The organism is Saccharospirillum sp. ABV4_185, from assembly GCF_056159245.1.
In genome coordinates this window covers 2231144-2257433 of the sequence record NZ_JBSWUW010000001.1, presented here as the reverse complement: position 1 = coordinate 2257433, position 26290 = coordinate 2231144, and the positions used below count along the sequence as shown (strand labels likewise).

Sequence of the window (26290 nt, the reverse complement as noted above, 5' to 3'; positions counted from 1 at the left end):
CGCTGAGGTTAGGATTACTTATGGTAAGGGTGGTTACGGGTGATGGTCCAGGCACGATACAGCTGTTCGCTCAACAGCACCCGGACTAACGGATGCGGCAAGGTCAAGGCCGACAGCGACCAGCGCTGGTCAGCGCGAGCCAGACAGCGCGGGTCGAGGCCATCGGGTCCACCCACCAACAGGCTGATATCGCGACCTTGCTGCCACCAGTTTTCCAGCTGTCGGGCCAGTTCCGGTGTCGACCAGGCTTTACCTTCAACCGCCAGAGCCACCACCCAATCATCGGCGCGAATAGCCGCCAACATGGCATCGCCTTCCTGCGCCATCGCCTGTTCGACCGGGCGGTTTTTAGCGCGTTGGCCGAGCGCCAGCTCGACCCATTCCAGCGGCATTTCCGGCGGCAGGCGTTTGCTGTATTCAGCGACGCCCTCTTTGACCCAGGCCGGCATTTTCTGACCTACGGCCAAAACGCGCAACTTCATTCAGACGATTCAGCGCTTTGCGGACCGGCGCCAGACCAGAGCCGTTCGAGGTCATAATAAGCACGCGTTTCCGGCAGCATGACGTGCAAGACCAGATCGGTAAAATCGAGTAATACCCAGTCTGATCCAGCACCACTGCCTTCCTGAGCGCGGGCAATATAGCCTTGTTTTTTCAAATCTTCCGCCACGGAATTCACCACCGCCGTCAAATGACGTCGCGAGGTACCAGAGGCAACAACCAGGGTGTCCATCAGGCTGGTTTTCTCAGCCACATCGATCACCTGAACATCCTGTGCCTTGATGTCTTCAAGCGCTTCAATTACAGCTTCCAGCAGGCCTTCCGGGTGGGCGTTGGCGGTTTTGGTTTCGGTCATGCGGTTTTCCAGTTTGCAATCTCGCAAGCAAGATTGACGATTCAATGAAAGGACGGACGGTACAAACCCGCCGTCTTGATGTAGTGATAAACCGGCGCGGGCAATTCTGCCTGCCAGTCCAAACGGCCTCGACGGAGGCTGGTAGAGGACAGTTCCGAACCGGTCGCCGGGCCGGCCAGCCAACAGCCACCGTCCAAGTCCAGATCGCTGAGCTGTTCGACCTGGCGCAATGGCAGGTCAGGCACAGTAATGGCTTCGTTACCCCGAGGGAACACCCAAAAATGCGTGCAACGGATCAAGTCATCGACACCGTCCCAACGAGCCAGCGACGCAAAGGCATCGGCGCCCATGACGAAAACCCGACGCCAGGTGGGACATTCGTGTTGCAACGCTGCCAGTGTATCGCGACTGTAGCTGGGACCGGGGCGATCCAGTTCACGGCGATCAATCACCAGGCGATCCGCCTGGTTCTGAGTTTGCGCCCAGGCCTGCAACATGGCCAAACGATCTTCGGGTGAGGCTTGAGCCGCCGCCTTTAACGCCGGTAATTGGCAGGGCACCAGGCGCAACTGGCTGACCTCGGTATTGGCCAACACCGTCTGGCACAGCCATTCATGGGTGCGGTGAAAAGGATCGAAGGTGCCGCCGAAAATGGCCATAAGCCGATTACTCACGAATCTGGCCGTCTCCGAGCACGATGTATTTCTGCGACGTCAGCCCTTCCAGGCCAACCGGGCCACGGGCGTGAATCTTGTCGGTGGAAATACCGATCTCAGCACCGAGGCCATATTCAAAACCATCGGCAAAGCGGGTCGAGGCGTTAATCATGACCGAAGCGGAATCCACTTCGGTCAGAAACCGACGACCTTTGCTGTAGTTTTCAGTGACGATGCTGTCAGTGTGCTGGCTGGAATAGGTGTTGATATGCTCAATCGCCTGATCCAAACCAGCGACCACACGCACCGCCAGGATCGGCCCCAGATATTCGGTTGACCAGTCCTCCTCACTGGCTGCCTTGCAGTCGATCAACGCCTGAGTCTGTTCACAGCCACGCAATTCAACACCACAACTGACAAAGGCATCCGCCAATGCCGGCAACAGTTCAGCCGCACGCGAGTGCGCTACCAACAAGGTTTCCATGGCGTTACAGACACCATAGCGATGCGTCTTGGCATTGACGGCGATGGCGAGCGCTTTGTCCGCATCGGCGTCATCATCAATATAGACGTGACAAATACCATCGAGATGTTTGATCACCGGCACCCGGGCGTCGCGACTGATGCGTTCGATCAGGCCTTTACCACCGCGCGGCACAATAACGTCAACAAAGTCCGGCATGGTGATCAGTTCGCCTACAGCGGCGCGGTCCGTGGTTTCCACCACCTGCACCAGCGTCTCCGGCAAACCAGCAGCGGCCAGGCCGGCCCGAATACAACTCGCCAGCGCCTGGTTGGATTGAATGGCTTCACTACCACCGCGCAAGATAACGGCATTACCGGATTTGATGCACAGGCTGGCCGCTTCGATGGTCACATTGGGGCGCGATTCGTAAATAATGCCGATCACTCCCAGCGGTACCCGCATTTTACCCACCTGAATACCGCTGGGCCGGTAATTAAGATCGGTAATACCACCGACCGGATCCGGCAAGGCGGCGACTTGATGCAAGCCTTCAATCATGGCTTCCAGGCGCGCGTCGGTCAGCTCCAGACGATCCAGCATGGCCGCATCCAGGCCGCGTTCACGACCGGCAGCCAGGTCTGCCTCATTGGCGCGCTGCAAGGCCTGGCGCTGCTGCTTAAGCGCATCGGCAGTGGCCAGTAATGCCTGATTCTTACTGCCGGTATTGGCTCGTGCCAAGGCACCGGCTGCGGCTCGTGCAGCACGGCCGAGGTCGTGCATATATTGGCTGACATTCATTAGGACGTTACTCTGGTTTACCAAGGGTCGTTTTTGAACCCGGTTTGCTAATTATCTTCTTGGTCGACGATAGTCCTGGCGCAAACACCCGCTGAGCTTGACAGTCCAGGATAACAATGCCGTCATTATAGCGACTAGAGCGACCCAATCACCACCCGGGCAACGCTTGGTAAAAGGATATTCATGGTGTAGCCCGCCCCCGGAACCTCGACTGAAGGTGGTTTGATCGGTCGCCGGAATCGTCGTTCGGATACTGTTAAGGACTCTCATGGCTGTTTGGTTACAAGCAAGTCCCTGGCTGATACTGGCAGCCATTTCTATCACCGCTTTCATCGAATCCTTTGCACTGATTGGCATTATCGTACCCGGAGTGGTGCTGCTGTTCAGTTTGGCCGCCCTCGCCCAAAGCAGCGGTATTTCAATCTGGTTCGTGCTGATTGCCGCCGGTATTGGTGCCAGCGCTGGTGATCTGTCGAGCTTTTTTATCGGTTACCGACTGCAGCACCGACTGGATCATCTGGGTTGGTTTCAGCGCCACCGTGAATGGCTGCGTGAAGGCGAGTGGTTTTTTCGTCGCTGGGGTTGGCTCAGTGTGTTGGTCGGCCGTTTCGTCGGCCCACTGCGCCCGGTGGTACCGCTGATCGCGGGCACTTTGAATATGCCGCCGCGACAGTTCATCTTGCTGTCCCTGGGTTCTGTCGTAGCCTGGGCGCCAGCTTATATGCTGCCGGGTTTTATCACCGGTGAAGTCGTCGAGTTGGTACAGCACCGCTCAATGGCTGAACGCAGCCTGATCGTTATCGTGCTGCTCGCCACTGCCGGGCTGCTCGCCTTTATGGTGCTCTACCATCATTTTCATCCCCAACACCCCAAGGCCCTGCAACGCTGGCCCTGGTTGACCCGACTGTCACCGCGCCTGCCCTTTCCTGCGGTTATGCTGGCGCTGACCGCCGGCAGCGCACTGCTGTGGCTGGTGCTGGCCCGTCCGCTGGTCTGGGATACGCTGCTCAACCAGCAGGTTCCAATCTGGCGCAGCAGTTTTGCCGATGCTTTTTTTGTCGGCTTTACCTTGCTCGGTGACCCTCAGATTCTGGCCTTGACCGGTTTGATGTTTGCGTTCTGGTTTTTTCTGCAGGGCTTCTATTGGTTACCGGCGCAACTGGTGGTCACCATTGCGCTGGCTCAATGGGGAATTTTCCAACTCAAATCATTTTTCCAGGTACCCCGCCCCACCTGGGTTGCCATCCTGCCGCCGGGTGATTCATTCCCTTCCGGCCACGCCTCAGGCTTTGCGCTCTATATGGCGCTGATGGCAGCCATCGCCAACGAAAGCCGACCGATGGAGCAACGCTGGCAACTCTATCTGCCGGCTGGGGTGATGATGCTGTTGATGGCGTTTACACGAGTCTGGCTGGGGGTGCACTGGTTATCCGATGCGCTGGCAGGTCTGGCGCTGGCATTATTCTGTGCGGCGGCCGGTCGCCTGGCTTATGCCCAGGTACGCACCCGGCGCTTTCATCTGCCAGGCACTGCGGCTTTCTGGTGGCTGATCCTACTGACCTTTGTCGCCTATCTGGTTTTGAAATTCCCACAGGCAGTCCAGAATTATGCTTTAGGGAGCCTCTGAGCAGCTCACTCGATTAAACGTCGATACCGGCCATATCCGACAACATACGGTCGAGCTGCACGCAACGCTCGACCAGATCGTCTTCGTCCAACAGCCGTTGCTTCATGCGCCGTTCCAGCGGCAGCCAACCCATCAGTTGGTGCAGCGCGCTCAAGGGTCGCTGCAGATCGATACCAACCTGATTGGCCAGATAGGGGTGGTCGAGCAACGCATCCAACAACGGCTGGTAGTGTTGCTGCCAATCGGCGACGGCGTCATCGTCTGCGGTGGCCTCGTCCAAAGGCTGTACCGTCCCCCACCACAGTCCCGTAGCGTCCTTGTCGACCTGGGCAACCTGCACCCGACACATCCCCGCAACGGTGATGCCCAGCAGACCATTATCGAGTTGACCGAAGTCGATAATCTTGCCCCAACAACCGATCACCTTATGACCGCGATCCGGCTCACCGAGCAGCACGACAAAACCGTCGTCTTCGCGCATGCAGCGCGATACCATCATCAAATAACGCGGTTCAAAAATCTGCAGCGGCAAGGTGGCGTCGGGCAATAACAAGGCGTCCAGCGGAAACAGCGCGCTGCGTTCGCCAGCACCAACCCGGGAGTCGGACATCACGACCTCTCAACATCAATAACGGACCAGGGCCGACCTATACGCAGGGTAGCGTCAGGCGGTTTCATCCAAGACGACAAAGGATAGAAAGGTCAGTACCAGAAAGGCAAACACTGCAAAAGGTGGTGACGGATTGAGCCAGACCAGGATCAGACCGAGCAGCCAAAGCCGCCGCACCCAGTCAACCTTGATTTGATGGCGGGCACTCTGCACCCGGCGCGAATGAGGCGTTTCCGGCAAGCGCCAGAAATGCCACCAACGCAATAAACCCAAGCAACACCAATACCCCATAGCGACCCTCCTGCTGCCCGCAGACGGTGGCACGCTTGATTCAGCCTAGCTCAGCACAGCGCCGGTTATGTTACGAAATGTTGCCGGGGTAAAGAGCCGTCATCCGGGTGTCACAATGGTTCACTTACGCCGAACGGGACTCTAAAATGCACGCCAACTTTCGCCAGCAGCGAACTTTTAGATGACGATCAATAGCGAGAGCCTGCGCTTTATTCTGGGCATCAAGGTCAAACAATACCGCCAGGCGGCGGGTTTATCGCTGAAACAATTGGCACAGCGTACCGAGCTGTCGATTTCCTATCTGAGCGAAATCGAGAAAGGCAAAAAGTACCCCAAGCCGGAAAAAATCATTCTGTTGGCCGACGCCCTGGGCAAGAGTTACGACGATCTGGTGTCAATGCAGCTGGATGAGGAACTGAATCCCATCACCGCCCTGCTCGATTCACCATTGTTCAAAGACTTTCCGCTGCAACAATTTGGCATCGGCTTGTCTGATCTGTTTGATCTGGTCACCGATTCACCTTCGAAGGCTGGGGCTTTTGTACGCACCTTGCTGGAAATTGGCCGCGGTTACGATATGCAGGTCGAACATTTCCTGCTGGCAGCGCTGCGTTCTTATCAAAAAATGCATCTGAATTATTTTGCCGAGTTGGAACAACAGGCGCAGCAGTTCCGCGCCGATCACCACATCTGGGACGAGCAGCGCCTGGACCTGGATTGGCTGACCCAACGGCTCAGCAACGACTATCGCTGCGCGGTCGAATACGACGATTTCGAATCGCGCCCAGAACTGAATGCTTTGCGCTCGATCTGCGTGTCGCCGCGCTTATTGGTGGTTAATCAACGACTGTCCAATCAGCAACGCCAATTCTTACTCGCCAAGGAACTCGGCTTTCGCTATCTGGCCATGGCCGAACGCTCGATGACCTCGTCCTGGATCAAGGTGGAATCCTTCGAGCAGGTATTCAACAACTTTAAGGCGTCCTATTTCGCCAGTGCGCTGTTGATCCCCGAAACGCCACTGATTCAGGATCTGCGCAACTGGCTGGAGCAATCACGGTTTGATGGTACGGCGCTGGTCAGCTTGATGCAGCGTTACGACGCCACCCCGGAAATGTTTCTCTACCGGATGTCACAACTGATGCCGCATCATTTTGGGCTACATCAGATGCACTATATGCGTTTGCATAATCCGGCTGACAGCCGGCGCTACAACATCGCCAAGGAACTCAACACCACCAATGTGTTTTCGCCGCGGGGCTTTGGTCCGAACGAACATCACTGCCGGCGCTGGGTGGCGATGAAATTACTCGAAGAGGTCAGCGATCGTCAGCGCAGCGGCGAAACGCCGCAACTGCTGGTAGCCGCTCAACGCAGTCGCTTTATGCATCAGGATCAGACCTTTTTTAATTTTGCCGTGGTGCGTCCCCTGTCACTGGAACAAAACAGCAATACCGCCATGGCATTGGGGTTTTTAATCGACGATCGCTTCCGCGACCTGGCCGCCTTTTGGCGTGATGCGGACGTCCCGGAAATGGACGTCCATGAAAGTTGCGAGCGCTGTCCATTGACCGACTGCGACAGCCGCGCCGCCGAGCCCACCCTGCTGTTGGATCGTCAACACCAGCACGACCGCGAAGTGGCATTGCAAGACTATCTGGATCAATACGCATGAATACCGCCCTACCACTGCAAGTCCGCGCTCGTATGTTGCCGGTGCAACGACTGCGCATCGAGAGCCTGGATAAAACCGATCTCGCCACCCGCCTGAGCGCCACCCTAAGCCAGGCGCCGGCGCTGTTTCAGCGCGCACCGGTGGCGCTTGATCTGAGTACGGTGATCGATCAGTTGGATGAGACCAGGCTGGACTCACTGCTCAGCGAAGCGCGCGAGCGAGGCCTGGTCGTCTTTGCGCTGGCTGGCCCGAAAACCGAGCTGCTGCCCTGGTGCGATCGCTATCATCTGGCCTGGCAGGATGAGCAGGACAAGCCTGCCAAAGCCCGCAATGCGAGCCCGGCGTTAAGCACTCAGGTGATTACTCAACCGGTGCGTTCCGGTCAGCAGATTTACGCGCGTGATGCGCACTTGCTGGTGATGAACCAGGTCAGTGCCGGCGCGGAAATCATCGCTGATGGTAATATTCATATCTTTGGTACGCTGCGCGGCCGCGCTCTGGCCGGCGTGCAGGGTCTGACCAGCGCTGAGATTGTCTGCCAGCAGATGGACGCCGATCTGGTCGCCATCGCCGGTGTGTACCGGGTACGCGATGATCTGCCGGAATCGAGCGGCGCCGCACGAATTTACCGTGTCGAAGACGAACTCAGGGTCGATTGCTACTGAAGCTTTGGCTTTTCCTTGGTAGTCTCTGGCACAGCAAGAAAGTACTCCCCGCCGTTAGGGACTACTTCCGCCTAATTATCGAATCAACGGATACAGGAAACCCGCATCTTGGCAAAGATCGTCGTCATTACCTCCGGCAAAGGAGGCGTGGGCAAAACCACCACCAGTGCCGCCATCAGCATGGGCCTGGCTTTGAAAGGTCACAAAACCGTCGTTATCGATTTTGACATCGGCCTGCGCAACCTCGACATCATCATGAACTGCGAACGCCGGGTGGTGTTCGATTTCGTCAACGTTATCCAGGGTGATGCCAGCCTCAACCAGGCACTGATCAAAGACAAACGCTGCGATCAGCTGTATATCCTGCCGGCGTCGCAAACGCGCGATAAAGACGCCCTGACCCGCGACGGCGTCAAAACTATCCTCGATCAACTGGCCGAGCAGTTTGAGTACATCATCTGCGACTCCCCCGCCGGTATTGAACAGGGTGCGCAGATGGCCTTGTATTACGCCGATGAAGCCATCGTCGTCACCAACCCGGAAGTCTCCTCAGTGCGCGATTCAGACCGCATTCTGGGTATCCTGCAAAGCAAGAGCCTGCGCGCTGAAACCGGCGCCGAACCGGTTAAGGAACATCTGCTGATTACCCGCTTCGACCCAGAACGCGTGGCCCGCGGCGAAATGCTGACCATTCCGGACATCGAAGAAATCCTCGCCGTGCCGCTGCTCGGCGTCGTGCCGGAAAGTCAGTCGGTTCTCAATGCCTCCAACAAAGGCATGCCGGTGGTGCTGGATGACAAGAGCGATGCCGGCCAGGCCTATCTGGACACCGTCGATCGTTTCCTTGGTGAGGACAAACCGCACCGTTTCCTGGAAGCCCAGCGCAAGGGTTTCTTCAAACGGGTCTTCGGAGGCTGAGATGGCATTTTTCGACCGCTTTCGCGACAAGGAAGAGGCCCGTTCGGCAGATGTCGCCCGCGATCGCCTCAAGGTGATCGTCAGCCACGAGCGCCGTCAACGCAATGCGCCAGCCTATCTGCCCGCTTTACAGCGTGACATTCTGGCGGTGATCGAAAAATACGTTCAGGTGGAACCGGATCAGGTGCAGGTGGATCTGAACGACGACGGCAGTCATTCGGTCTTGGAAGTGAACGTCAATCTGCCGAAATAGACCCGTTGTTCACGCATAAAAAACGCCGGCATCTGCCGGCGTTTTTTATTCGGAAGCAACTCAGGCGTGCTTGAGCTTATCCAGATATTTTTCCGCATCCAGCGCCGCCATACAGCCGGTACCGGCCGAGGTAATGGCCTGTCGATAAATATGGTCCATCACATCGCCGGCAGCAAAGACGCCGGGCACGCTGGTCTGAGTGGCGTTACCGGCAAGGCCAGAATTCACCTTGATATAACCGCCTTCCATCGCCAACTGACCTTCGAAGATCTGAGTATTGGGCGTATGGCCGATGGCAATAAAGACACCATCCACAGCCAATTCTGAGGTGCTGCTGTCGAGGGTGTTTTTCAGGCGCACGCCAGTGACACCCATTTCATCGCCCAGCACTTCGTCCAGGGTATTGTTCCAATGGAACACCACCTTGCCTTCCTTCTCTTTCTCCACCAGTCGATCGGCGAGAATCTTCTCTGAACGAACGCTGTCGCGACGGTGAATCAGATGCACCTTGCTGGCGATATTGGCCAGGTACAGCGCTTCTTCCACAGCCGTGTTACCACCGCCAACCACGGCGACTTCTTTGCCACGGTAGAAGAAACCGTCGCAGGTTGCGCAAGCGGACACGCCCTTGCCCTGGAAGGCGGTTTCGCTCTCCAGACCCAGATAGCGGGCGCTGGCACCGGTGCTGATAATCAGCGCATCACAGGTGTAAACACCTTGATCGCCTTCCAGACGGAACGGCTTTTCGCTCAGGTTGGTGGTATGGATATGATCAAAGATGATATCGGTATCGAAGCGCTCGGCGTGCTCCTTCATCTTTTCCATCAACTCCGGTCCTTGCAATTCAGCGTGACCGCCCGGCCAGTTTTCAACCTCAGTCGTGGTGGTCAGCTGACCGCCCATCTGCATGCCGGTAATGACCACCGGCTTCAGGTTGGCTCGAGCCGCGTAGACAGCTGCGGTATAGCCGGCCGGGCCGGAACCAAGAATGATCAGTTCATGGTGTTGAGTGCTCATAGCGGAGTATCCGTCCATTCAAAAGCGTGAGAGAAATTCGACTGGCGCATAGGATGGCGGCTTTATCGATTGAATCAAGCCTTGCCTTGCTATAACCCTGATTGTTTTTAACTAACATCAAAAAGGGTCGCATCCCGCCCAGCGGGCCGGTTGGCCGTGGCCCAGAACGGGAGTTTTCGGTGCCGTCGTATTACCAGGAAAAGATGGTGAAGACCGCCAGCACGACCAGCCACAGCACCTGAGCCCGCTTGATCAGCAATAACAGGTCTTCGGGCTTCTGCTCATGAGGTTCACCCGGTAACGATGAACGAACTGCTGAGGCCAGCAAGGCTCGATCCACATACTCGAACTCACGCAGCCGGCGCACCCAGATGGCAAAGCCCTGCGCAAAGTTACCGACCAGAGCCAGGCTTAGGGTAAGCAGCCTTACCGGTATCCAGTTCACCGCATGGCTCAACTGCAGCGCCAACGGACCACCGGGCTCGCCACGGAAGATTGGCTGCACCAGTGACAGTGAAGACGACATGATCACGCCCGGTACACCAAAGGCCACATACCAGAACAGGCTGACAAAGAAATGCTGAAACAATTGATAAGCAAGGCCCTGTTTCAAGGCCTGGTCCATCTGGCTGGGACCACGTTCATAGAGACCTTCGGACATCCCCATGGTAGAGACAGCCAGTTGATAGGCGCCGTCAAAATCACCTTCATCCTGCAGCGCCCGGTAGGCCTGTAGTTGATCGGCCTGATCTCCGGGCCCGAAGGCAAGCACGAGAACCACGAAACCTAAAACCGGCGTCAACCACCACAGCTGCGCCCACCATAACAACAGCCAGACCAATACCGCCGGCAGTAAAACAATCAGCAATAAGGCGACCGTACTGCCGCCTAAACGGCGTACCAGCACGGCCAGAATGGAATGCATGGAATCGATACCAGGCAAGCGCCGGGCGGTCACACTCAGTGATACCAGCCAGGCCAGCAACGCTGCCAGAAAGCTCATGTTGCAAAGCTCCGATTTGCGGACACGGCGGCCAGATTAACATCGGCACCAGTCGATTGCGAAGCGCTCGCTGCCGTCTCTATAATGCCGGCCTCACCCGACAACAGCGGAAACCTGATGTTCATCGCCGACACCTCTTACGCCGCCATCCTGAAAGATCATCTGAGCCGTGCCGTTCGTTTTGCTCTGGAGGAAGACCTCGGCAGTGGTGATATAACCGCTGAATTGATTCCGGCGGATACCCAGGCCAAAGCCAGTGTCATCACCCGTGAAAATGGCGTCTTGTGCGGCCGCGAATGGTTCGCAGAAACCTTTCGCCAGATTGATGCCGAGGTCCAGCTGAACTGGCATTTTGAAGACGGTGCCGAAGTCCAACCCAACGACACCCTGGTCGATATCAGCGGCAGCGCACGCAGCATCTTAACGGCCGAACGCTGCGCACTGAATTTTCTGCAAACACTGAGCGGCACCGCCACTGCTGCGCAGCGCTACGCCAGTCTCGTTGCCGCTATGCCGATCGCCATTCTCGATACCCGCAAAACGCTGCCTGGTTTACGGCTGGCGCAGAAATACGCCGCTTTGGTGGGGGGTTGCGAAAATCATCGACTTGGGCTTTATGATCGTTTTCTGATCAAAGAAAACCACATTACGGCCTGTGGCGGTATTCGCCCGGCTATCACCCAAGCCAAAACCCTACACCGGGATATCGCGGTGGAAATAGAAGTGGAAACCATGGCTCAGTTGGATGAAGCCATCGAGGCCGGCGCCGATATCGTCATGCTGGATAATTTCGATACCGAAGCAACGCGCCAGGCAGTGGCGCGCGCAGCGGGTCGGGTCAAGTTGGAAAGCTCCGGAAACTTTGATCTGGATCGGCTCAACGCCGACCTGGCAGCCGGCGCCAATGTCGATTTCATTTCAGTCGGCGCCATTACCAAGCATGTTCAAGCGATGGACCTGAGCTTGAGACTGACCATGCAGACACCGAGCTGATTGTTATAAAAAAGCCGTTGCCTTAACCGGCAACGGCTTTTTAATTTATTGAGTCAAACGAGGGGCTGGTCTTTGTTTTCACAACCGCCCGGCGTATAGCTGTCTTCCCAGGCGGGTGCTGCCTCGGTATAGATCACACAGTTCCAAAGCCCTCTGTCATTGCGTTCCAACGACAGTATGGCTCCGCTGATGGATACCGATGTATCACCGCCCAGCGTGGCTCTTAAGAAACCCGAGCCATCACCCGACTCTCGGAAATTAATCTGATAATTATTCGCGCCTACCAGGGACGATATCTGGCCGCCTATTTCATCAAGCGTCGTGAAATCGGCATTACCGCGCATCAGTCGGTCCTCGACGTTGGACTTCAACGCCGTCAGTTCTCCATAGACCCGGTTAACCTGCGTTCTAGCGATGTGATCTTGGTAGGTTGGCACCGCCAAAGCGGCGAGAATCCCGACGATCGCCACAACAATCATCAGTTCAATTAAGGTAAATCCCTGCTGTATCCGCATTGCTTTCTCCTTCGTTATCAATGCATCAGGCTACGTCCGGTGTAGCATGATCAGTTTTTCCTGCTTGATCATGCCAAGCCTGATTTGAAGAGGTAAATGCTACCTTTCACCACAAAAAGAGTACTGGGTCACAACCTTAGAATAAGTTGACACTCAGAGTTCTGTTGAGCACACCTCTTCGGATATAAAAACCTTCGATATCGGATTTATCGTCGGCACATGGAATGAGCCGGATGGGTATCATCCTTCACGTTACGACAAAGGATTGTCTATGACTGACCCACTGAATAGTTTGGCGCGGCGCCTGGTTCAGGCTGAATTATTGGATGAACAGGAAGCGCTGCAGGCTCTACAGCAAGCACAACAGCAAAACCTCAGCCTGATATCCCACCTGATTAACCTGCACCAGATACCAGCCCAAAAACTGGCCGAAGTCGCTGCCGCTGAATTCGGCTTGCCACTATGCGACCTCAATACTTTCGATCTGTCACAGGCGCCCAGAGATTTAATCGCCGATCATCTGTTGCAGACCCACAGAGTGATTCCGCTGGCGCAGCGCGATGGTCAGTTATCCATCGCCCTGTCCGATCCGACCAAGCTGCAGGCAGTAGAGGACATTCGGTTTCATACCGGCATGGCGGTCACCGCTTTTCTATTAGCCGATGATCAACTCGAACAGCTTTTGCAAAACTGGCTCGATAAGACCACAGAACTATTGCTAGAACCGCCCACAGCCGGCACCGGCACCGGCACCGCCAATACAGCCCCATTGAGTGACCTGAACAAAGAAAAAGACGACGCGCCTGTTGTGCGTTTTATCAATCAGATGTTAGCGGCTGCCATTCGTCAGCGAGCCTCCGATTTGCATTTCGAACCTTACCAAAACAGCTACCGGATTCGCTTTCGCATTGATGGTGTTCTACAGGACATTGCTCAGCCGCCGCCCACCTTCGGGCCGAAGTTGGCCGCACGTTTAAAGATATTGTCCAATTTGGATATTTCCGAACGCCGCCTGCCCCAGGATGGCCGCATGAGTGTGCAACAGCAGACAGGCAGCGTTGATTTTCGCGTCAGTACATTGCCGACACTCTTTGGCGAAAAAGTTGTGCTACGCATTCTGGATTCATCTCAAACGCGGCTGAATATTAAGGCTTTGGGGATGAGCTCTGATCAACAGCAAGCGTTCTTAGCGGCCCTGAAAAAACCCCAGGGTATGATATTGGTAACCGGCCCGACCGGTTCCGGTAAAACAGTCTCGCTCTACACCGGTCTGAGCATTCTTAATCAGAATGGTATTAATATCTCGACCGCCGAGGATCCGGTGGAGATTCATCTCGACGGTATCAATCAAGTCAGTATCAATAACCGAATCGGTCTTGATTTTGCCACCGCCCTGCGCGCTTTCTTACGGCAGGATCCGGATGTCGTCATGGTGGGTGAAATACGCGATCTTGAGACGGCAAATATCGCCATCAAAGCCGCTCAAACCGGCCACCTGGTATTGTCGACACTGCACACCAACAGTGCCGCCGACACCCTGACCCGCCTGCTCAATATGGGAGTAGCGCCGTTTAATTTGATCTCCAGCATTCGCATGATCATCGCACAGCGGCTGGTACGCCGGCTCTGTAATCACTGCAAGCAGCCGGCTCAATTAAGCCAACAAAATCTGCTGAACGCCGGTTTTGATAAAGCCCAATTAAGCTCGGTTCAGTTGTTTCAGGCGGCCGGCTGTGAGCAGTGTCACAACGGTTATAAAGGGCGCATTGGCCTCTACGAACTCGTCACTCTCACACCGGAACTTGCGCAACGTTTATTGACGGACAGTCACACAGCAGATCTGCACGACGCCTTTGCTAAAGCAGGTTTCAGCACCTTGCGGCAAGCCGGATTAACAAAGGTGCTGAGCGGTGAGACCAGTTTGGATGAAGTTTACCGAGTCACTCTCAGTGATTGAACGGAGGCAACATGGCAACGTCTTCACAACCTGTTCGACAGTTCGATTACCTGGCCACGGATCGCAATGGCAAACAACACAGCGGCACCATTGCCAGTCATTCAGCAGGTTTGGCCAGAGCCCGGTTAAGGCAGCAAGGGATGGTTCGGATTATCCGTCTGCACAAACAAAACCATCACTTGAATGGTTTCATGAGCCCTATTAAATCAGCCGATATTGCTGCGCTGACACGTCAACTGGCAACGCTATTGAAAGCCGGTGTTTCTTTGATGCAAGCGTTCGATATTTTAATCGACGGACTGACCAACAAACGACTGGCAAGTCTGATCAGACAGATCAGTATTGAAGTCGCCAGTGGCAACACTCTGTCTAGCGCCCTGCGCCAACATCCTCGTTATTTCGGTACACTTTATTGTGCCCTGGTTGACGCGGGTGAAACGGCCGGTGCACTCGATGTCATGCTGGAACGTCTCGCTTTGTATCAGGAAAAAGCCGAGCAGATACGTAAAAAAGTCAGAGGAGCCTTGGCTTACCCAATCACTGTGTTGGTTATCGCCGTAGCGGTCACTGTGCTGCTGCTGTTGAAGGTGGTGCCGACCTTCGCGGATCTATTCACCAGCTTCGGTGCGCCCCTGCCTGCCGCCACTGCGTTGGTGGTACAGCTATCAAACAGCCTGCAGTCGCATTGGCCTGTCCTGATCATCTTGTCAATCACAGGCAGTTTGACAATGCGCTGGCTGATGCGTCGTTCCAGTCGAGCGCAGCAGGTCTGGCAACGATTGACCCTGAAGCTTCCGGCTATCGGTAAACTATTGCACCAGGCCGCTATGGCTCGTTATGCCCGCACCCTATCAATCACCTTTGCCGCCGGTGTTCCTCTGGTTCAAGCACTGCAGTCAGCCGCCACCGCCTCCGCCAATGTGGTCTATGCCAAGGCCATTAATGAGACGGCTAAAAGTGTTGAAACCGGCACTGAACTGGCTGTCGCCATGCGCGAACACAGCTGCTTTCCCATATTGCTGATCCAAATGGTCTCGATCGGTGAACAGTCCGGTACGCTCGATGCCATGTTGGCCAAGTCGGCGGCCATTTATGAAGACAATGTCGACCAGCAGGTGACTGCCCTGAGCGCTATTATGGAGCCCTTGATCATGACAGTATTGGGACTGTTGGTCGGTGCTTTGGTAGTATCCATGTATCTACCCATCTTCCGCATGGGAGCGGTCATCGGTTAATGAATTTGTTTGAACTTTTGCAAGCCAGTCCAGTTTTGCTGCTCATTTTTGCTGGTCTTGCCGGTTTGATTTTTGGCAGCTTTCTGAACGTTGTTATTCATCGATTACCGATCATGATGCAACGTGCCTGGGCACGTGAAGCGGCACTGATGGAGGGACGTGAGCCGGCAGCAAACCAGCCGTTTAATCTGATGCAACCGGCATCGCACTGTCCACATTGCAATCACCTTATCCGCGCCTGGGAAAACATCCCACTGTTCAGTTACCTCATCCTGCTCAGAGGTCGTTGTTCTCAGTGCCACAGTCCTATTTCACCGCGTTATCCATTATTGGAAGCCGCTGCCGCCTTGCTGGCGCTGGCGGTCGCCTGGCAATTTGGAGCCAGCTTGCAGACGCTGTTATTAATGGGATTTTTCTGGACTCTGTTGGTACTGACCGCCATCGATATTGATCACCAATTATTGCCCGACAGCCTGACCCTGCCGTTGCTCTGGGTTGGCCTGCTGGTCAATATCAACGCTTTGTTTGTACCCCTAACTGATGCGGTTATCGGTGCCGCAGCCGGTTATCTGTCGCTGTGGTGCCTATATTGGGCTTTCAAATTACTGACCGGTAAAGAAGGCATGGGTTATGGCGATTTCAAACTCTTTGCCGCCTTCGGTGCCTGGTTCGGCTGGTCAAGCCTACCACTGATCATCATGCTGGCGGCCGTTGTCGGGGCGTTAATGGGCATCGGCGCCATCGTTGTGCGCGGTCGTGACCACCAGCTTCCGATTCCCTTTGGTCCTTATCTGTGTGGTGCTGCTCTGGTGTACGTATTCTGGGGAGAGGCACTTATTCAGTGGTACCTGGGGACGCTGATATGATCATTGGTCTGACTGGCGGTATCGGCTCGGGAAAATCGGCGGCGACGGCCATCTTCGAACGCCTTGGTATCGGTTGTGTCGATGCCGATCAGGTTGCCCGTGAGGTTGTGGAACCGGGCGAGCCGGCACTGACAGCCATCACTGAATATTTTGGCGCCGACCTCCTTACTGACGACGGCCGCCTGAATCGCGCTGTGTTACGTGAGCGCATCTTCAAGAACGAACAGGATCGACTCTGGCTGGAAGCCTTACTACATCCGTTAATTCGTGAACGCATGATCGAGCAGCTCAGCGCTCAGACCTCGCCTTACGCAATTCTGGTAGCCCCTTTATTGTTTGAGAACGACTTGGATAAAGGCTGCGAAGCGAGCATCTTGATCGACGTTCCAGAAGACGTCCAGCTGCGCCGGGTCGTCGCTCGTGATGGCGTCGACGAAGGCCAGGCCAAAGCCATTATTGCCCGCCAGATGAGCCGTATCGAGAAGCGACTGCGGGCCGATCATGTCATCGACAACAGTGGCTCCTTAGCTGAATTGAAAAACGCCATAGTTGCATTGCACCAGCAGATTATGGCAAAACGTCCCACCCAAAGTTCAGATACAGGCAACCGTCATGACGACTGAAGTCCCTTGTCCGACCTGCCGCAAGATCACACTCTATGATGCGTCCAACCCGAGCCGGCCATTTTGCAGCGAGCGCTGCCGTCTTATCGATTTGGGAGAATGGGCCAGCGAAGGCCATCGAATTGCCGGCAAACCGGCTGCGGAGGAATTACTCAGTGATGATCTGCCGCCTGACAACAACCAGGATTCTTAGCGCGCGTCAGGACTCGCCAACCAGATACGCCTGCAACTGTTCAATCAGCGGCTGGTTGGCTTTGGGAAATTCATATTGATCCAGGTCGGAGACCGCAACCCAACGCACCGGCTGACCTTCCAAACCCTGAGCCTGACCGGCAAAGCCTGGACATACCCAGGTATCCAAGCGGACAGCCTTGTCACCATAATCAAATTCCAGGCAGGTGAGTGCGACCATCCGAGCAGGGTCGACATCCAAGCCGACTTCTTCAGCCAACTCGCGGCGCAATGCCTGGGGGGTTGTTTCGCCAGCTTCTACCTTGCCACCAGGAAATTCCCACAGACCGCCTTGATGCTGATGATCGCCACGTTTGGCGATCAGCACCTTGTCGCCGTCCAATACCATACCCACGGCAACGTTGATCAGTCGGGTCGCCATCTCAGGTCCGATACTCAGCGTTGATACGGATGTATTCATAGGACAGGTCGGTGGTCCAGACCCGGTCAGCGACATCGCCACGGCCAAGCACAATACGAATCGTCAGTTCTTCCTGCTGCATAACTTTGCTGCCGGCGGTTTCGGTATAGTCTGCCGCCCGCTCGCCCTGAGTCACGATCTGAACATCATCCAGCCAGATATCGATCTGGCTGACATCCAGACCTTCGACACCACTACGACCTACGGCAGCCAGGATTCGACCCCAGTTGGCATCGGAAGCCGTCAAGGCGGTTTTCACTAACGGGCTGTGCGCAATGGTGTAAGCCACCGCCAGTGCTTCATCGACCGAACCCGCCTGTTCGACGGCGACTTCGACAAACTTGGTGGCGCCTTCGCCATCGCGAACAATCTCGTGTGCCAGACCGCGCATAAGCTGCGTCAAGGCGTCGAGAAATGCTTGGTAATGCGGGTGCTCAGCGCTGTCGATTTCGCCCGCTTGGCTGCGACCGGTGGCCGCCAGCATGCAGGCGTCGTTCGTTGAAGTATCGCTGTCGACGGTAATGCGGTTGAAGCTGGCATCGGTGGCTTGGCGCAGAAGGCTATCGAGCAGTTCCGGGGCGACCTTGGCATCGGTGGCGACAAAGGCCAGCATGGTCGCCATATTTGGCTTGATCATACCCGACCCTTTGGCGATGCCAGTGAGGCTGACGGTTTGACCATCCAGCTCAAGCTGCTGCGACAACCCTTTGGGACGGGTATCGGTGGTCATAATACCGCCGGCAGCGGCCTGCCAATTATCCGCCTGAAGCTTTTCCAGAGCTGAAGGCAAGCCCGCCAAGAGACGATCCATAGGCAGGTACTCGCCGATAACACCGGTAGAAAAGGGCAGCACGGACTCGCTTGGCAAACCAACCAGCCGAGCCAGTTCAGCACAGCTGGCGTTAGCGTCAGTCATGCCACGGGCACCGGTCCCGGCGTTGGCGTTGCCGGTGTTGACCAGCCACAGCCGAGGCGCCTGCGCTTGCAAATGAGCCTTGGCAACATGAACCGGGGCAGCACAAAAAGCGTTGGTCGTGAAAACACCCGCCGTTCGGCTACCTTCGGCCAGCTTGAAAACCACCAGGTCATTACGTCCAGGACGCTTAATTCCCGCCTGAGCAACACCTATTTCAACGCCATCAATCGGCAATAACTGTCCTGTCAGACCTGGGCCGACCGCCATGCTGTTATCCTCAACTCAACTTGCCGTGACAATGCTTGTACTTCTTGCCCGAACCACAGGGACAGGGTTCATTGCGACCCACTTTCTGAGTCTGCCGGGTCTGCGGTTGAGCGGCGGCTTTGGCCTGTGGTTGCTCATCGTTACCACCGTCAGCTTCGGCCATCGCCGATGCCTGCGCATGCTGGAAACGCATCCGGGCCATAGCGGCTTCGCGACGCTTGCGCTCTTCTTCAGCGGCTTCTTCCGGCGTCCGTACTTTGACGTTGGACAAGATGCGAATGGTGTCTGCCTTAACCTGCTCCAGCATCGACTGGAACAGTTCAAAGGATTCGCGCTTATATTCCTGCTTCGGATTACGCTGCGCGTAACCGCGCAAATGAATGCCCTGACGCAGATGATCCATGTTGTACAGATGCTCTTTCCAGTGCTGGTCGAGCACTTGCAACATCACCTGCTTTTCGAACTGGCGCAGTGCCTGCGCACCGGCAACCGCCTCTTTTTCCTTGTAGCGCTCGTGCACCGCCTGCTGGATGCGTTCACGGATACCTTCTTCGCTGAGGTGGTCGTCTTCATCCAGCCATGTCTGGACCGGCAATTCCACCGCAAATTCACGCTGCAGGGCTTTTTCCAGCTCAGCCACATCCCACTGTTCAGGCAGGCTCTGCGGTGGCACGTAATAACTGATTTCTGAATCGACGATATCGGTACGAATGTTATCGATGACGTCCTCGATGGATTCTGAGGCCATCAGGTCATCACGCTGCTGATAGACCACCTGACGCTGGTCATTGGCAACATCGTCGTATTCCAGCAATTGCTTACGAATATCGAAGTTGCGGTTTTCAACCTTGCGCTGCGCTTTTTCGATGGCGTTGGTGACCATGCGCGCTTCGATGGCTTCGCCTTCTTTCATACCCAGCGATTGCATCATGCCTTTCATGCGCGGCGGCATGAAAATACGCATCAAATTGTCTTCCATCGATAGGAAGAAACGCGACGAACCCGCATCCCCCTGACGACCAGCACGTCCACGCAACTGGTTATCGATGCGTCGGCTTTCGTGTCGCTCGGTGCCGATAATATGCAGACCGCCGGCATCAAGAACCTGTTGATTCAGCGCTTTCCACTGGGCCTGCAATTTATCCAGATCCGCCTGAGATGGATTCTCCAGCTTCTCCGCTTCGGTTTTCCAGTTACCACCAAGCACGATATCGGTACCCCGACCGGCCATGTTGGTGGCGATGGTAACCGCGCCGGGACGACCCGCCTGCGCAATAACATCGGCTTCGCGATCGTGTTGCTTGGCGTTCAGTACATTGTGTTCGATCTTGGCTTTTTTCAGCGCTTCGGAAATGCGCTCTGAGGCCTCAACCGACGCAGTACCAACCAGGACCGGACGGCCTTTATCCCGCTCAGCGATGATGTCATCAATGACTGCCTGGTATTTTTCCGCCTCGGTCAGATAGATAAGGTCATTCTTATCAACCCGGGTAATGGGTTTGTTAGTGGGAATAACCACCACATCCAGACCGTAGATCTGATTCAACTCGAAGGCTTCGGTATCCGCCGTACCGGTCATGCCGGAAAGCTTGTCGTAGAGACGGAAGTAATTCTGGAAGGTTGTCGATGCCAGTGTCTGGTTTTCTTTTTGCACCGCCAGCCCTTCTTTGGCTTCAACAGCCTGGTGCAAACCATCGCTCCAGCGACGTCCCGGCATGGTCCGACCGGTGTGTTCATCGACAATGACAACCTGCCCTTCTTGCACAATGTAATCGACATTGCGCTGGAACAGATGGTGGGCTTTCAAACCGGCGGTTACGTGATGGAACAGCAAGAGGTTATGAGGGGCGTAGAGCGATTCGCCTTCGGGCAGCAAACCGGCTTGATGCAACAGGCTTTCGACTTTCTCGTGACCTTGCTCGGTCAACTCGATCGTCCGGTTTTTTTCATCGACCTGAAAATCGCCGGGCTTAGCGTCTTCGCCTTCATTGGCTTCATAAGCTCGCTGCAAAGAAGGGATCAGCTTGTTGATCTGCAGATAGCGTTCGCTGGAGTCTTCTGCGGCGCCCGAGATAATCAACGGCGTGCGGGCTTCATCGATTAAGATGGAGTCGACTTCATCGACAATACCGTAGGGCTGACCACGCTGATATTTATCAGCCAGGCTGAAGGCCATGTTGTCGCGCAGATAATCAAAACCGAATTCGTTGTTGGTGCCGTAGGTAATATCGGCTTCGTAGGCTGCGCGTTTCTCTGCAGGGTCTTGTCGTGACACAACGACGCCAACGGTCATACCCAGAGCTTCATAGAGGGGACGCATCCACTCGGAGTCACGCTGAGCCAGATAATCGTTGACGGTAATAACGTGCACACCTTTGGCAGGCAGCGCATTGAGATACACCGCCAACGTTGCCACCAGCGTTTTACCTTCACCGGTTTTCATTTCGGCAATCTTGCCGGCATGCAACACCATGCCGCCAATCATCTGCACATCGAAATGGCGTAGACCGAGCGTACGTTGGCTGGCTTCGCGCACCAGAGCAAAGGCTTCCGGCAGTATGGCATCCAGGGTTTCGCCTTGCTCCAGGCGCTGACGGAACTGCGCAGTCTTATCGCGAATACCATCGTCGGTAAGCGCCTGCATTTCAGGCTCTAGAGCGTTAATACGTTGAACTAAGCGGCTCAACCGCTTTACTTCGCGGTCGTTCTTGGTACCGACCACCTTACGGATCAGAGTGGTGAACATAGGAAGTGTCGTTTTTAGATTCGATTCAAAGACTTAAGTGGTGGTCCACTATACTGACTGCAAGTGCATTTGTCTTTGAAATTGGCGAAGAATCGCCATAGAGGGGAGTTCAAATCAGCAGGGAAGTATTTTGGGCCGAGTACCAATGGTGCTCGGCCCAAAATATTTAGAATCTAGCTACGCGGTTAATGTATTCCGCCGGATCAACCGATCGACCACGATGATGCACTTCGAAGTGGGTATGCGGGCCGGTTGAACGACCGGTGCTGCCCATCAGTGCAATAACATCATTCTTCTTAACCACATCACCCACATTTACCAACACTTCTTTGGCGTGGGCGTAACGCGTTACATAGCCATTACCGTGATTAATCTCGACCATGTTGCCATAGCCGTAACGCTCACTGGCCCAGGTAACAACACCGGCAGCCACGGCAATGATGTTAGACCCATCTTTGCCCGCGAAGTCGACACCATCGTGCCAGGCAACGTCGCCCGTGAACGGATCGTTACGATAACCATAACGAGAACTCATCCAGCCCCGTTCGATCGGACGACCAGCAACAAAGGTTGCCGATTGAATCTTACGATCACCCAGCAGGGAATTAAGTACCGACAACTGCTGCTCACGGTCATCAATCATTGACGACAGACTATCCAGAGCACCAACAATATCCGGCGGCGTATAGCTGCCAGCTTCGGTTTCAGGGCCGCCGACGCCGGGAGGAATGGTGAAATCGAACTCGCCGTCATCAAGCTCAGCAACGTCAACCAGACGTTCGCCCAGTGCATCCAGGCGCGTTAAGCGTGACTGCAACTCCGCCAGTTTTACCGTCAGAGCGCGAATCTGCTCTTCGGTATGCTCACGAGTGCGATCAAGTTCGCTCTCCTGACTGACCAGGCGCTGCTGCCATTGCTTGACGGCCTGAATATCGATGATGGACGGCTCGCTAGCGCGGATCCACTGAATCGATAACACAGCCAGAGTTACCAAGCTGATGATACCGAGTGTCAGCATCGTCACTAAAGCAGAAAATGTAACCGTACGGGACCGACCGTGCCGTCGGCTAACCACTATGATGTTCATACCGCAGTACTACCTAGCTCGTTGCCAGAACGGGCGCGTAAGCGATGGGCACGGATTCGGCCTCGCCTTCCTCAAAGGTCACAAACTCCCAGGCATCTTCTTGCTTGAGTAGTTCGCGCAGTAGGAGGTTATTCAGACCATGACCGGATTTCACTCCCGTGAAACGACCAATCAGGCTGTGGCCCAACAGATACAGATCGCCAATCGCGTCCAACACCTTGTGTTTGACGAATTCATCTTCGTAGCGCAACCCATCTTCATTCAGGATCTTGTAGTCGTCAACCGCAATAGCGTTATTAACGCTGGCACCCAGGGCCAGGTTGTTGGCACGCAGGTATTCGAAATCGCGCATAAAGCCGAAGGTACGCGCCCGGCTGATTTCTTTAACGAAGGCAGTGGTGGAAAAATCCAACTCTGCAGTCTGAGCGCGATCACGAAATACCGGGTGATCGAAATCGATGGTAAAGCGCACCGCAAAGCCATCATACGGCTCAAAGCGTGCTTCCTTATCACCGTCGACGATGGAGACCGGCTTGGTGATACGAATAAAACGCTTGGCTTTGGACTGCTCTTCGATACCGGCAGACTGCAGCAAGAATACAAAGGGACCGGCACTGCCATCCATAATCGGCACTTCAGCAGCACTGACTTCAATATAGGCATTATCCACACCCAGGCCGGCACAGGCGGACAGCAAGTGCTCCACCGTGTCGATGCTCACATCACCCTGCACTAACGTCGTGGACAAAGTGGTATCGCCCACATTCAGGGCATGAGCAGGAATTTCCACCACCGGATCCAGATCGGTGCGGCAGAATACGATACCAGTGTCCACTGGCGCTGGTTTCAGCGTCAGGTACACCTTTTTGCCTGAATGCAGGCCCACGCCAGTGGCGCGAATGGTGTTTTTCAGAGTGCGTTGCTTAACCATGGGGTGAATTGACCCTATAAAGTAAGTGGTTCCTTAGCCTGGGGCCTGCGGAATACCGTATAGCTGTTCCAAGAGCCGGCATTCTAGCAGAACCGAAGCTGTGCACAAATGGTGCGCTGCACAACTATTAACCAGTTCTCAGTCTGCCTGACGTCTCAGAAAGGCCGGAATATCTAAATAGTCCAGATCTTTCGCACTGCGAACGGGCTTGGCGTCCTCTTCTGGGGCGGCCGGCTGAGCGTTACGCACCGCAGTAGGGCGCTCCAGCTTTTTATAGTCGACACTGCCATCCGATTTACGGGTGTTATCCACCGCAACCTGCGGCTTGGCGGCCCGCGCTTCGCCCTGGCCAATGCCTGTGGCAACGACAGTCACCCGAACCTCGTCTTTCAGCTCTGGATCAATAACTGTGCCAACAACCACAGTGGCTTCCTCGGAGGCGAACTCCTCAATGGTGTTACCCACTTCGGTAAATTCATCCAGCCCCAAGTCCACACCAGCCGAGATGTTCACCAGAATACCGCGGGCACCGGTCAGATCGACGTCTTCCAACAGCGGACTGCGAATCGCCATCTCAGCGGCACGAGCCGCACGGTTCTCACCAGAGGCGATGCCGGAACCCATCATGGCCATGCCCATTTCAGACATAACGGTGCGGACATCGGCAAAGTCGAGGTTGATGGTGCCTGGACGAACGATCAGGTCCGCCACACCCTGGACGGCGTTCTGCAACACATTGTTCGCTTCCGAAAACGCTTCCAGCAGGGTGACATTCTTACCCAGCACGGTCAGTAATTTTTCGTTCGGAATGGTAATCAGCGAATCAACACTTTCACGCAGAAGTTCCAGACCTTCCATCGCCACTTTCATTCGACGACGACCTTCAAACGGGAACGGCTTGGTGACGACAGCGACGGCCAGAATGCCCAGGTCACGTGCTACCTCAGCCACCACAGGTGCTGCACCGGTACCAGTACCGCCGCCCATGCCTGCGGTGATAAATACCATGTCGGCACCTTTAAGTACTTCAGCGATGCGCTCACGGTCTTCCAGCGCCGCCTGACGCCCTACTTCCGGGTTAGCACCAGCACCCAAACCGCGGGTAATGCCGTTACCCAGTTGCAGCTGAGTCGTCGCACCCACGCCGCGCAATGCCTGAGCATCGGTGTTGGCGCAAATAAATTCGACGCCATCGATCTTCGATTCCAGCATGTGGCGGACAGCATTACCGCCGCCGCCACCACAACCAAAGACCTTGATGACTGCGGATTGCGGCTGTTCATCGACCAGCGTGAACATGTCGCCACCGTTCATGTCGGTATCATAATTGGACATCTTCCTGCTCCTATCCTCGTGTTATTCAATCGGGCGTTACGCCCGAGCCCTGAATTCTGTTGTTCAATACGTTATTAAAAATTGTCAGCGACCCATTGCTTGAAGCGCGCCCAGCCACCCAGATCGTCGTCCGAGTTACGGCCTTTGGCGACGGCCTGACCGCCACCGCTGGTACGCAACTGCTTCAAGCCGTACTGCAACAACCCCACACCGGTCGCATGGATGGGATTGGCAACCACGTCCGACAAACCGGAAACGCCCTGAGGCGCCGCCAGACGGACGGGTACATGAAACACTTCCTCGGCCAGCTCAACGGCACCCTCCATCTTGGCGGTACCACCGGTCAGCACGATGCCGGCCGGGATCATGTCTTCGAAACCGCTGCGGCGAAGCTCTGCCTTGACCAGGTTGAACAACTCCTCGTAACGCGGCTCCACCACCTCAGCCAACGCCTGACGGGTCAGTTCGCGCGGACTGCGGTCGCCCACCGAGGGAACCTTGATGGTTTCGTGTTCACCGGCCAGTTGCGACAGCGCGCAGGCGTACTTGATCTTGATTTCCTCGGCATGCTGCGTCGGTGTGGCAAAGGCCATGGCGATGTCATTGGTGACCTGATCACCGGCAATCGGAATCACTGCGGTGTGACGAATTGCGCCTTCGGTGAAGATCGCCATATCGGTGGTACCTCCACCGATATCGACCATGCACACACCCAGCTCTTTCTCATCGTCAGTCAGCACTGATTGCGAAGAAGCCAACTGCTCCAGAATGATCTGATCAACTTCCAAACCGCAGCGACGCACACATTTCTCGATGTTTTGCACCGCGTTCTGCGCTCCGGTTACCAGATGCACCTTGGCTTCCAGGCGCACACCGAACATGCCCAGCGGTTCCTTGATGCCTTCCTGGTTATCGATGATGTATTCCTGCGGCAGGATATGGAGAATCTTCTGATCCGCCGGAATCGCCACCGCCTGAGCCGCATCGATCACCCGTTCCAGATCCGCATCGATCACTTCTTTTTCTTTAATCGCGACAATGCCGTGACTGTTCAGGCTGCTGATATGGCTGCCGGCAATGCCCACGTAGACCGAGTGAATATCGCAACCGGACATCAGCTCCGCCTCTTCCACCGCGCGCTGAATGCTCTGCACAGTGGATTCGATATTGACCACCACGCCCTTCTTCAAGCCACGCGACGGATGCGAACCGAGCCCGACAATTTCAATACCGCCCTCGGCTGTCACCGTGCCGACGATGGCAACGACCTTGGACGTGCCTATGTCCAGGCCGACGATCAATTTTCCCTTAAAAGGCGATGTCATGATTCAC

The 26290-nt window shown here is 55.5% G+C and carries 27 protein-coding genes; 11 read left to right on the top strand and 16 right to left on the bottom strand.

What is annotated here, in order from left to right:
• Positions 1–14 precede the first annotated feature (14 nt).
• The 4 genes from rlmH to ACXAE6_RS10540 are packed head-to-tail and all read right to left on the bottom strand — an operon-like array spanning position 15 to position 2776.
• The gene (gene rlmH, locus ACXAE6_RS10555) at positions 15–482 is read right to left on the bottom strand and encodes a 23S rRNA (pseudouridine(1915)-N(3))-methyltransferase RlmH (protein ID WP_392804390.1); all 468 of its coding nucleotides are present in this window, start codon (positions 480–482) and stop codon (positions 15–17) included.
• On the bottom strand, positions 479–856 hold the full coding sequence (gene rsfS / locus ACXAE6_RS10550; protein ID WP_392804392.1) for a ribosome silencing factor: 378 nt from the start codon (positions 854–856) through the stop codon (positions 479–481). The genes rlmH and rsfS overlap by 4 nt, the downstream gene beginning before the upstream one ends.
• Positions 857–897: 41 nt before the next feature.
• The gene (locus ACXAE6_RS10545; protein ID WP_475147345.1) at positions 898–1530 is read right to left on the bottom strand and encodes a nicotinate-nicotinamide nucleotide adenylyltransferase; all 633 of its coding nucleotides are present in this window, start codon (positions 1528–1530) and stop codon (positions 898–900) included.
• Positions 1523–2776, bottom strand: a complete 1254-nt coding sequence (locus ACXAE6_RS10540) for a glutamate-5-semialdehyde dehydrogenase (protein ID WP_475147342.1) — start codon at positions 2774–2776, stop codon at positions 1523–1525. The genes ACXAE6_RS10545 and ACXAE6_RS10540 overlap by 8 nt, the downstream gene beginning before the upstream one ends.
• Before the next feature lie 268 nt (positions 2777–3044).
• On the opposite strand from ACXAE6_RS10540, the gene ACXAE6_RS10535 reads away from it, so the two are divergent.
• On the top strand, positions 3045–4403 hold the full coding sequence (locus tag ACXAE6_RS10535) for a VTT domain-containing protein (RefSeq protein ID WP_475147339.1): 1359 nt from the start codon (positions 3045–3047) through the stop codon (positions 4401–4403).
• 13 nt (positions 4404–4416) lie between these two features.
• Here ACXAE6_RS10535 and ACXAE6_RS10530 read toward each other — a convergent pair whose 3' ends face one another.
• Together ACXAE6_RS10530 and ACXAE6_RS10525 are read right to left on the bottom strand one after the other, a co-directional pair.
• Positions 4417–5013: an LON peptidase substrate-binding domain-containing protein gene (locus ACXAE6_RS10530; protein WP_475147335.1), complete on the bottom strand. Its 597-nt coding sequence runs from the start codon at positions 5011–5013 to the stop codon at positions 4417–4419.
• Positions 5014–5067: 54 nt separating this feature from the next.
• Positions 5068–5304, bottom strand: a complete 237-nt coding sequence (locus ACXAE6_RS10525) for a hypothetical protein (protein ID WP_392804403.1) — start codon at positions 5302–5304, stop codon at positions 5068–5070.
• A 181-nt stretch (positions 5305–5485) separates the two neighbouring features.
• Here ACXAE6_RS10525 and ACXAE6_RS10520 point away from each other — a divergent pair, with 181 nt between their 5' ends.
• From ACXAE6_RS10520 to minE, 4 genes are all read left to right on the top strand, one after another.
• A complete protein-coding gene (locus tag ACXAE6_RS10520) occupies positions 5486–6979 on the top strand; it encodes a helix-turn-helix domain-containing protein (protein ID WP_475147333.1) in 1494 nt (497 codons plus the stop codon).
• Positions 6976–7644, top strand: coding sequence for a septum site-determining protein MinC (gene minC / locus ACXAE6_RS10515; RefSeq protein ID WP_475147330.1), 669 nt, complete (start codon positions 6976–6978; stop codon positions 7642–7644). Before ACXAE6_RS10520 ends, minC begins: the two co-directional genes overlap by 4 nt.
• A 108-nt stretch (positions 7645–7752) precedes the next feature.
• Positions 7753–8562, top strand: coding sequence for a septum site-determining protein MinD (gene minD / locus ACXAE6_RS10510; RefSeq protein ID WP_392804410.1), 810 nt, complete (start codon positions 7753–7755; stop codon positions 8560–8562).
• Position 8563: 1 nt separating this feature from the next.
• Complete coding sequence (minE, locus tag ACXAE6_RS10505; RefSeq protein ID WP_392804412.1) at positions 8564–8815, top strand: cell division topological specificity factor MinE; 252 nt, start codon at positions 8564–8566, stop codon at positions 8813–8815.
• Positions 8816–8875: 60 nt separating this feature from the next.
• On the opposite strand, the gene trxB is transcribed toward minE, so the two are convergent.
• Together trxB and ampE are read right to left on the bottom strand one after the other, a co-directional pair.
• Positions 8876–9832 (bottom strand): thioredoxin-disulfide reductase, encoded by a 957-nt coding sequence (gene trxB / locus ACXAE6_RS10500; RefSeq protein WP_475147323.1) that lies wholly within the window; start codon positions 9830–9832, stop codon positions 8876–8878.
• A gap of 190 nt (positions 9833–10022) precedes the next feature.
• On the bottom strand, positions 10023–10835 hold the full coding sequence (ampE, locus tag ACXAE6_RS10495) for a regulatory signaling modulator protein AmpE (protein WP_475147321.1): 813 nt from the start codon (positions 10833–10835) through the stop codon (positions 10023–10025).
• Between the two features lie 117 nt (positions 10836–10952).
• On the opposite strand from ampE, the gene nadC reads away from it, so the two are divergent.
• The gene (nadC, locus tag ACXAE6_RS10490; protein ID WP_475147318.1) at positions 10953–11828 is read left to right on the top strand and encodes a carboxylating nicotinate-nucleotide diphosphorylase; all 876 of its coding nucleotides are present in this window, start codon (positions 10953–10955) and stop codon (positions 11826–11828) included.
• 53 nt (positions 11829–11881) lie between these two features.
• Here nadC and ACXAE6_RS10485 read toward each other — a convergent pair whose 3' ends face one another.
• Positions 11882–12343 carry a pilin gene (locus ACXAE6_RS10485; RefSeq protein WP_475147315.1) on the bottom strand — a complete coding sequence of 154 codons (462 nt, stop codon included), beginning with the start codon at positions 12341–12343 and terminating at the stop codon, positions 11882–11884.
• Between the two features lie 271 nt (positions 12344–12614).
• On the opposite strand from ACXAE6_RS10485, the gene pilB reads away from it, so the two are divergent.
• Genes pilB through ACXAE6_RS10460 form a run of 5 tightly spaced genes read left to right on the top strand, consistent with a single transcriptional unit; the run spans position 12615 to position 17217 of the window.
• Positions 12615–14300, top strand: coding sequence for a type IV-A pilus assembly ATPase PilB (gene pilB / locus ACXAE6_RS10480; RefSeq protein ID WP_475147313.1), 1686 nt, complete (start codon positions 12615–12617; stop codon positions 14298–14300).
• A gap of 11 nt (positions 14301–14311) precedes the next feature.
• Entirely contained in the window at positions 14312–15535 is a 1224-nt protein-coding gene (locus tag ACXAE6_RS10475; protein ID WP_475147311.1) for a type II secretion system F family protein, read from the top strand.
• Complete coding sequence (locus tag ACXAE6_RS10470) at positions 15535–16401, top strand: prepilin peptidase (RefSeq protein WP_475147307.1); 867 nt, start codon at positions 15535–15537, stop codon at positions 16399–16401. The genes ACXAE6_RS10475 and ACXAE6_RS10470 overlap by 1 nt, the downstream gene beginning before the upstream one ends.
• A complete protein-coding gene (gene coaE / locus ACXAE6_RS10465) occupies positions 16398–17024 on the top strand; it encodes a dephospho-CoA kinase (protein WP_475147305.1) in 627 nt (208 codons plus the stop codon). Before ACXAE6_RS10470 ends, coaE begins: the two co-directional genes overlap by 4 nt.
• Positions 17014–17217 (top strand): DNA gyrase inhibitor YacG, encoded by a 204-nt coding sequence (locus ACXAE6_RS10460; protein WP_475147301.1) that lies wholly within the window; start codon positions 17014–17016, stop codon positions 17215–17217. The genes coaE and ACXAE6_RS10460 overlap by 11 nt, the downstream gene beginning before the upstream one ends.
• 6 nt (positions 17218–17223) lie before the next feature.
• Here ACXAE6_RS10460 and mutT read toward each other — a convergent pair whose 3' ends face one another.
• From mutT to ftsA, 7 genes are all read right to left on the bottom strand, one after another.
• Positions 17224–17637, bottom strand: coding sequence for an 8-oxo-dGTP diphosphatase MutT (mutT, locus tag ACXAE6_RS10455; RefSeq protein ID WP_475147299.1), 414 nt, complete (start codon positions 17635–17637; stop codon positions 17224–17226).
• 1 nt (position 17638) lies between these two features.
• Complete coding sequence (gene argJ / locus ACXAE6_RS10450; protein ID WP_475147296.1) at positions 17639–18859, bottom strand: bifunctional glutamate N-acetyltransferase/amino-acid acetyltransferase ArgJ; 1221 nt, start codon at positions 18857–18859, stop codon at positions 17639–17641.
• A 10-nt stretch (positions 18860–18869) separates the two neighbouring features.
• On the bottom strand, positions 18870–21605 hold the full coding sequence (secA, locus tag ACXAE6_RS10445; RefSeq protein ID WP_475147293.1) for a preprotein translocase subunit SecA: 2736 nt from the start codon (positions 21603–21605) through the stop codon (positions 18870–18872).
• A 166-nt stretch (positions 21606–21771) separates the two neighbouring features.
• Positions 21772–22623, bottom strand: a complete 852-nt coding sequence (locus ACXAE6_RS10440) for a M23 family metallopeptidase (RefSeq protein ID WP_392804438.1) — start codon at positions 22621–22623, stop codon at positions 21772–21774.
• 82 nt (positions 22624–22705) lie between these two features.
• The gene (gene lpxC, locus ACXAE6_RS10435; protein WP_392804440.1) at positions 22706–23623 is read right to left on the bottom strand and encodes a UDP-3-O-acyl-N-acetylglucosamine deacetylase; all 918 of its coding nucleotides are present in this window, start codon (positions 23621–23623) and stop codon (positions 22706–22708) included.
• 138 nt (positions 23624–23761) lie between these two features.
• Positions 23762–24922 carry a cell division protein FtsZ gene (gene ftsZ / locus ACXAE6_RS10430; RefSeq protein WP_108162896.1) on the bottom strand — a complete coding sequence of 387 codons (1161 nt, stop codon included), beginning with the start codon at positions 24920–24922 and terminating at the stop codon, positions 23762–23764.
• 110 nt (positions 24923–25032) lie between these two features.
• A complete protein-coding gene (gene ftsA, locus ACXAE6_RS10425; RefSeq protein WP_392804442.1) occupies positions 25033–26283 on the bottom strand; it encodes a cell division protein FtsA in 1251 nt (416 codons plus the stop codon).
• Positions 26284–26290 lie beyond the last annotated feature (7 nt).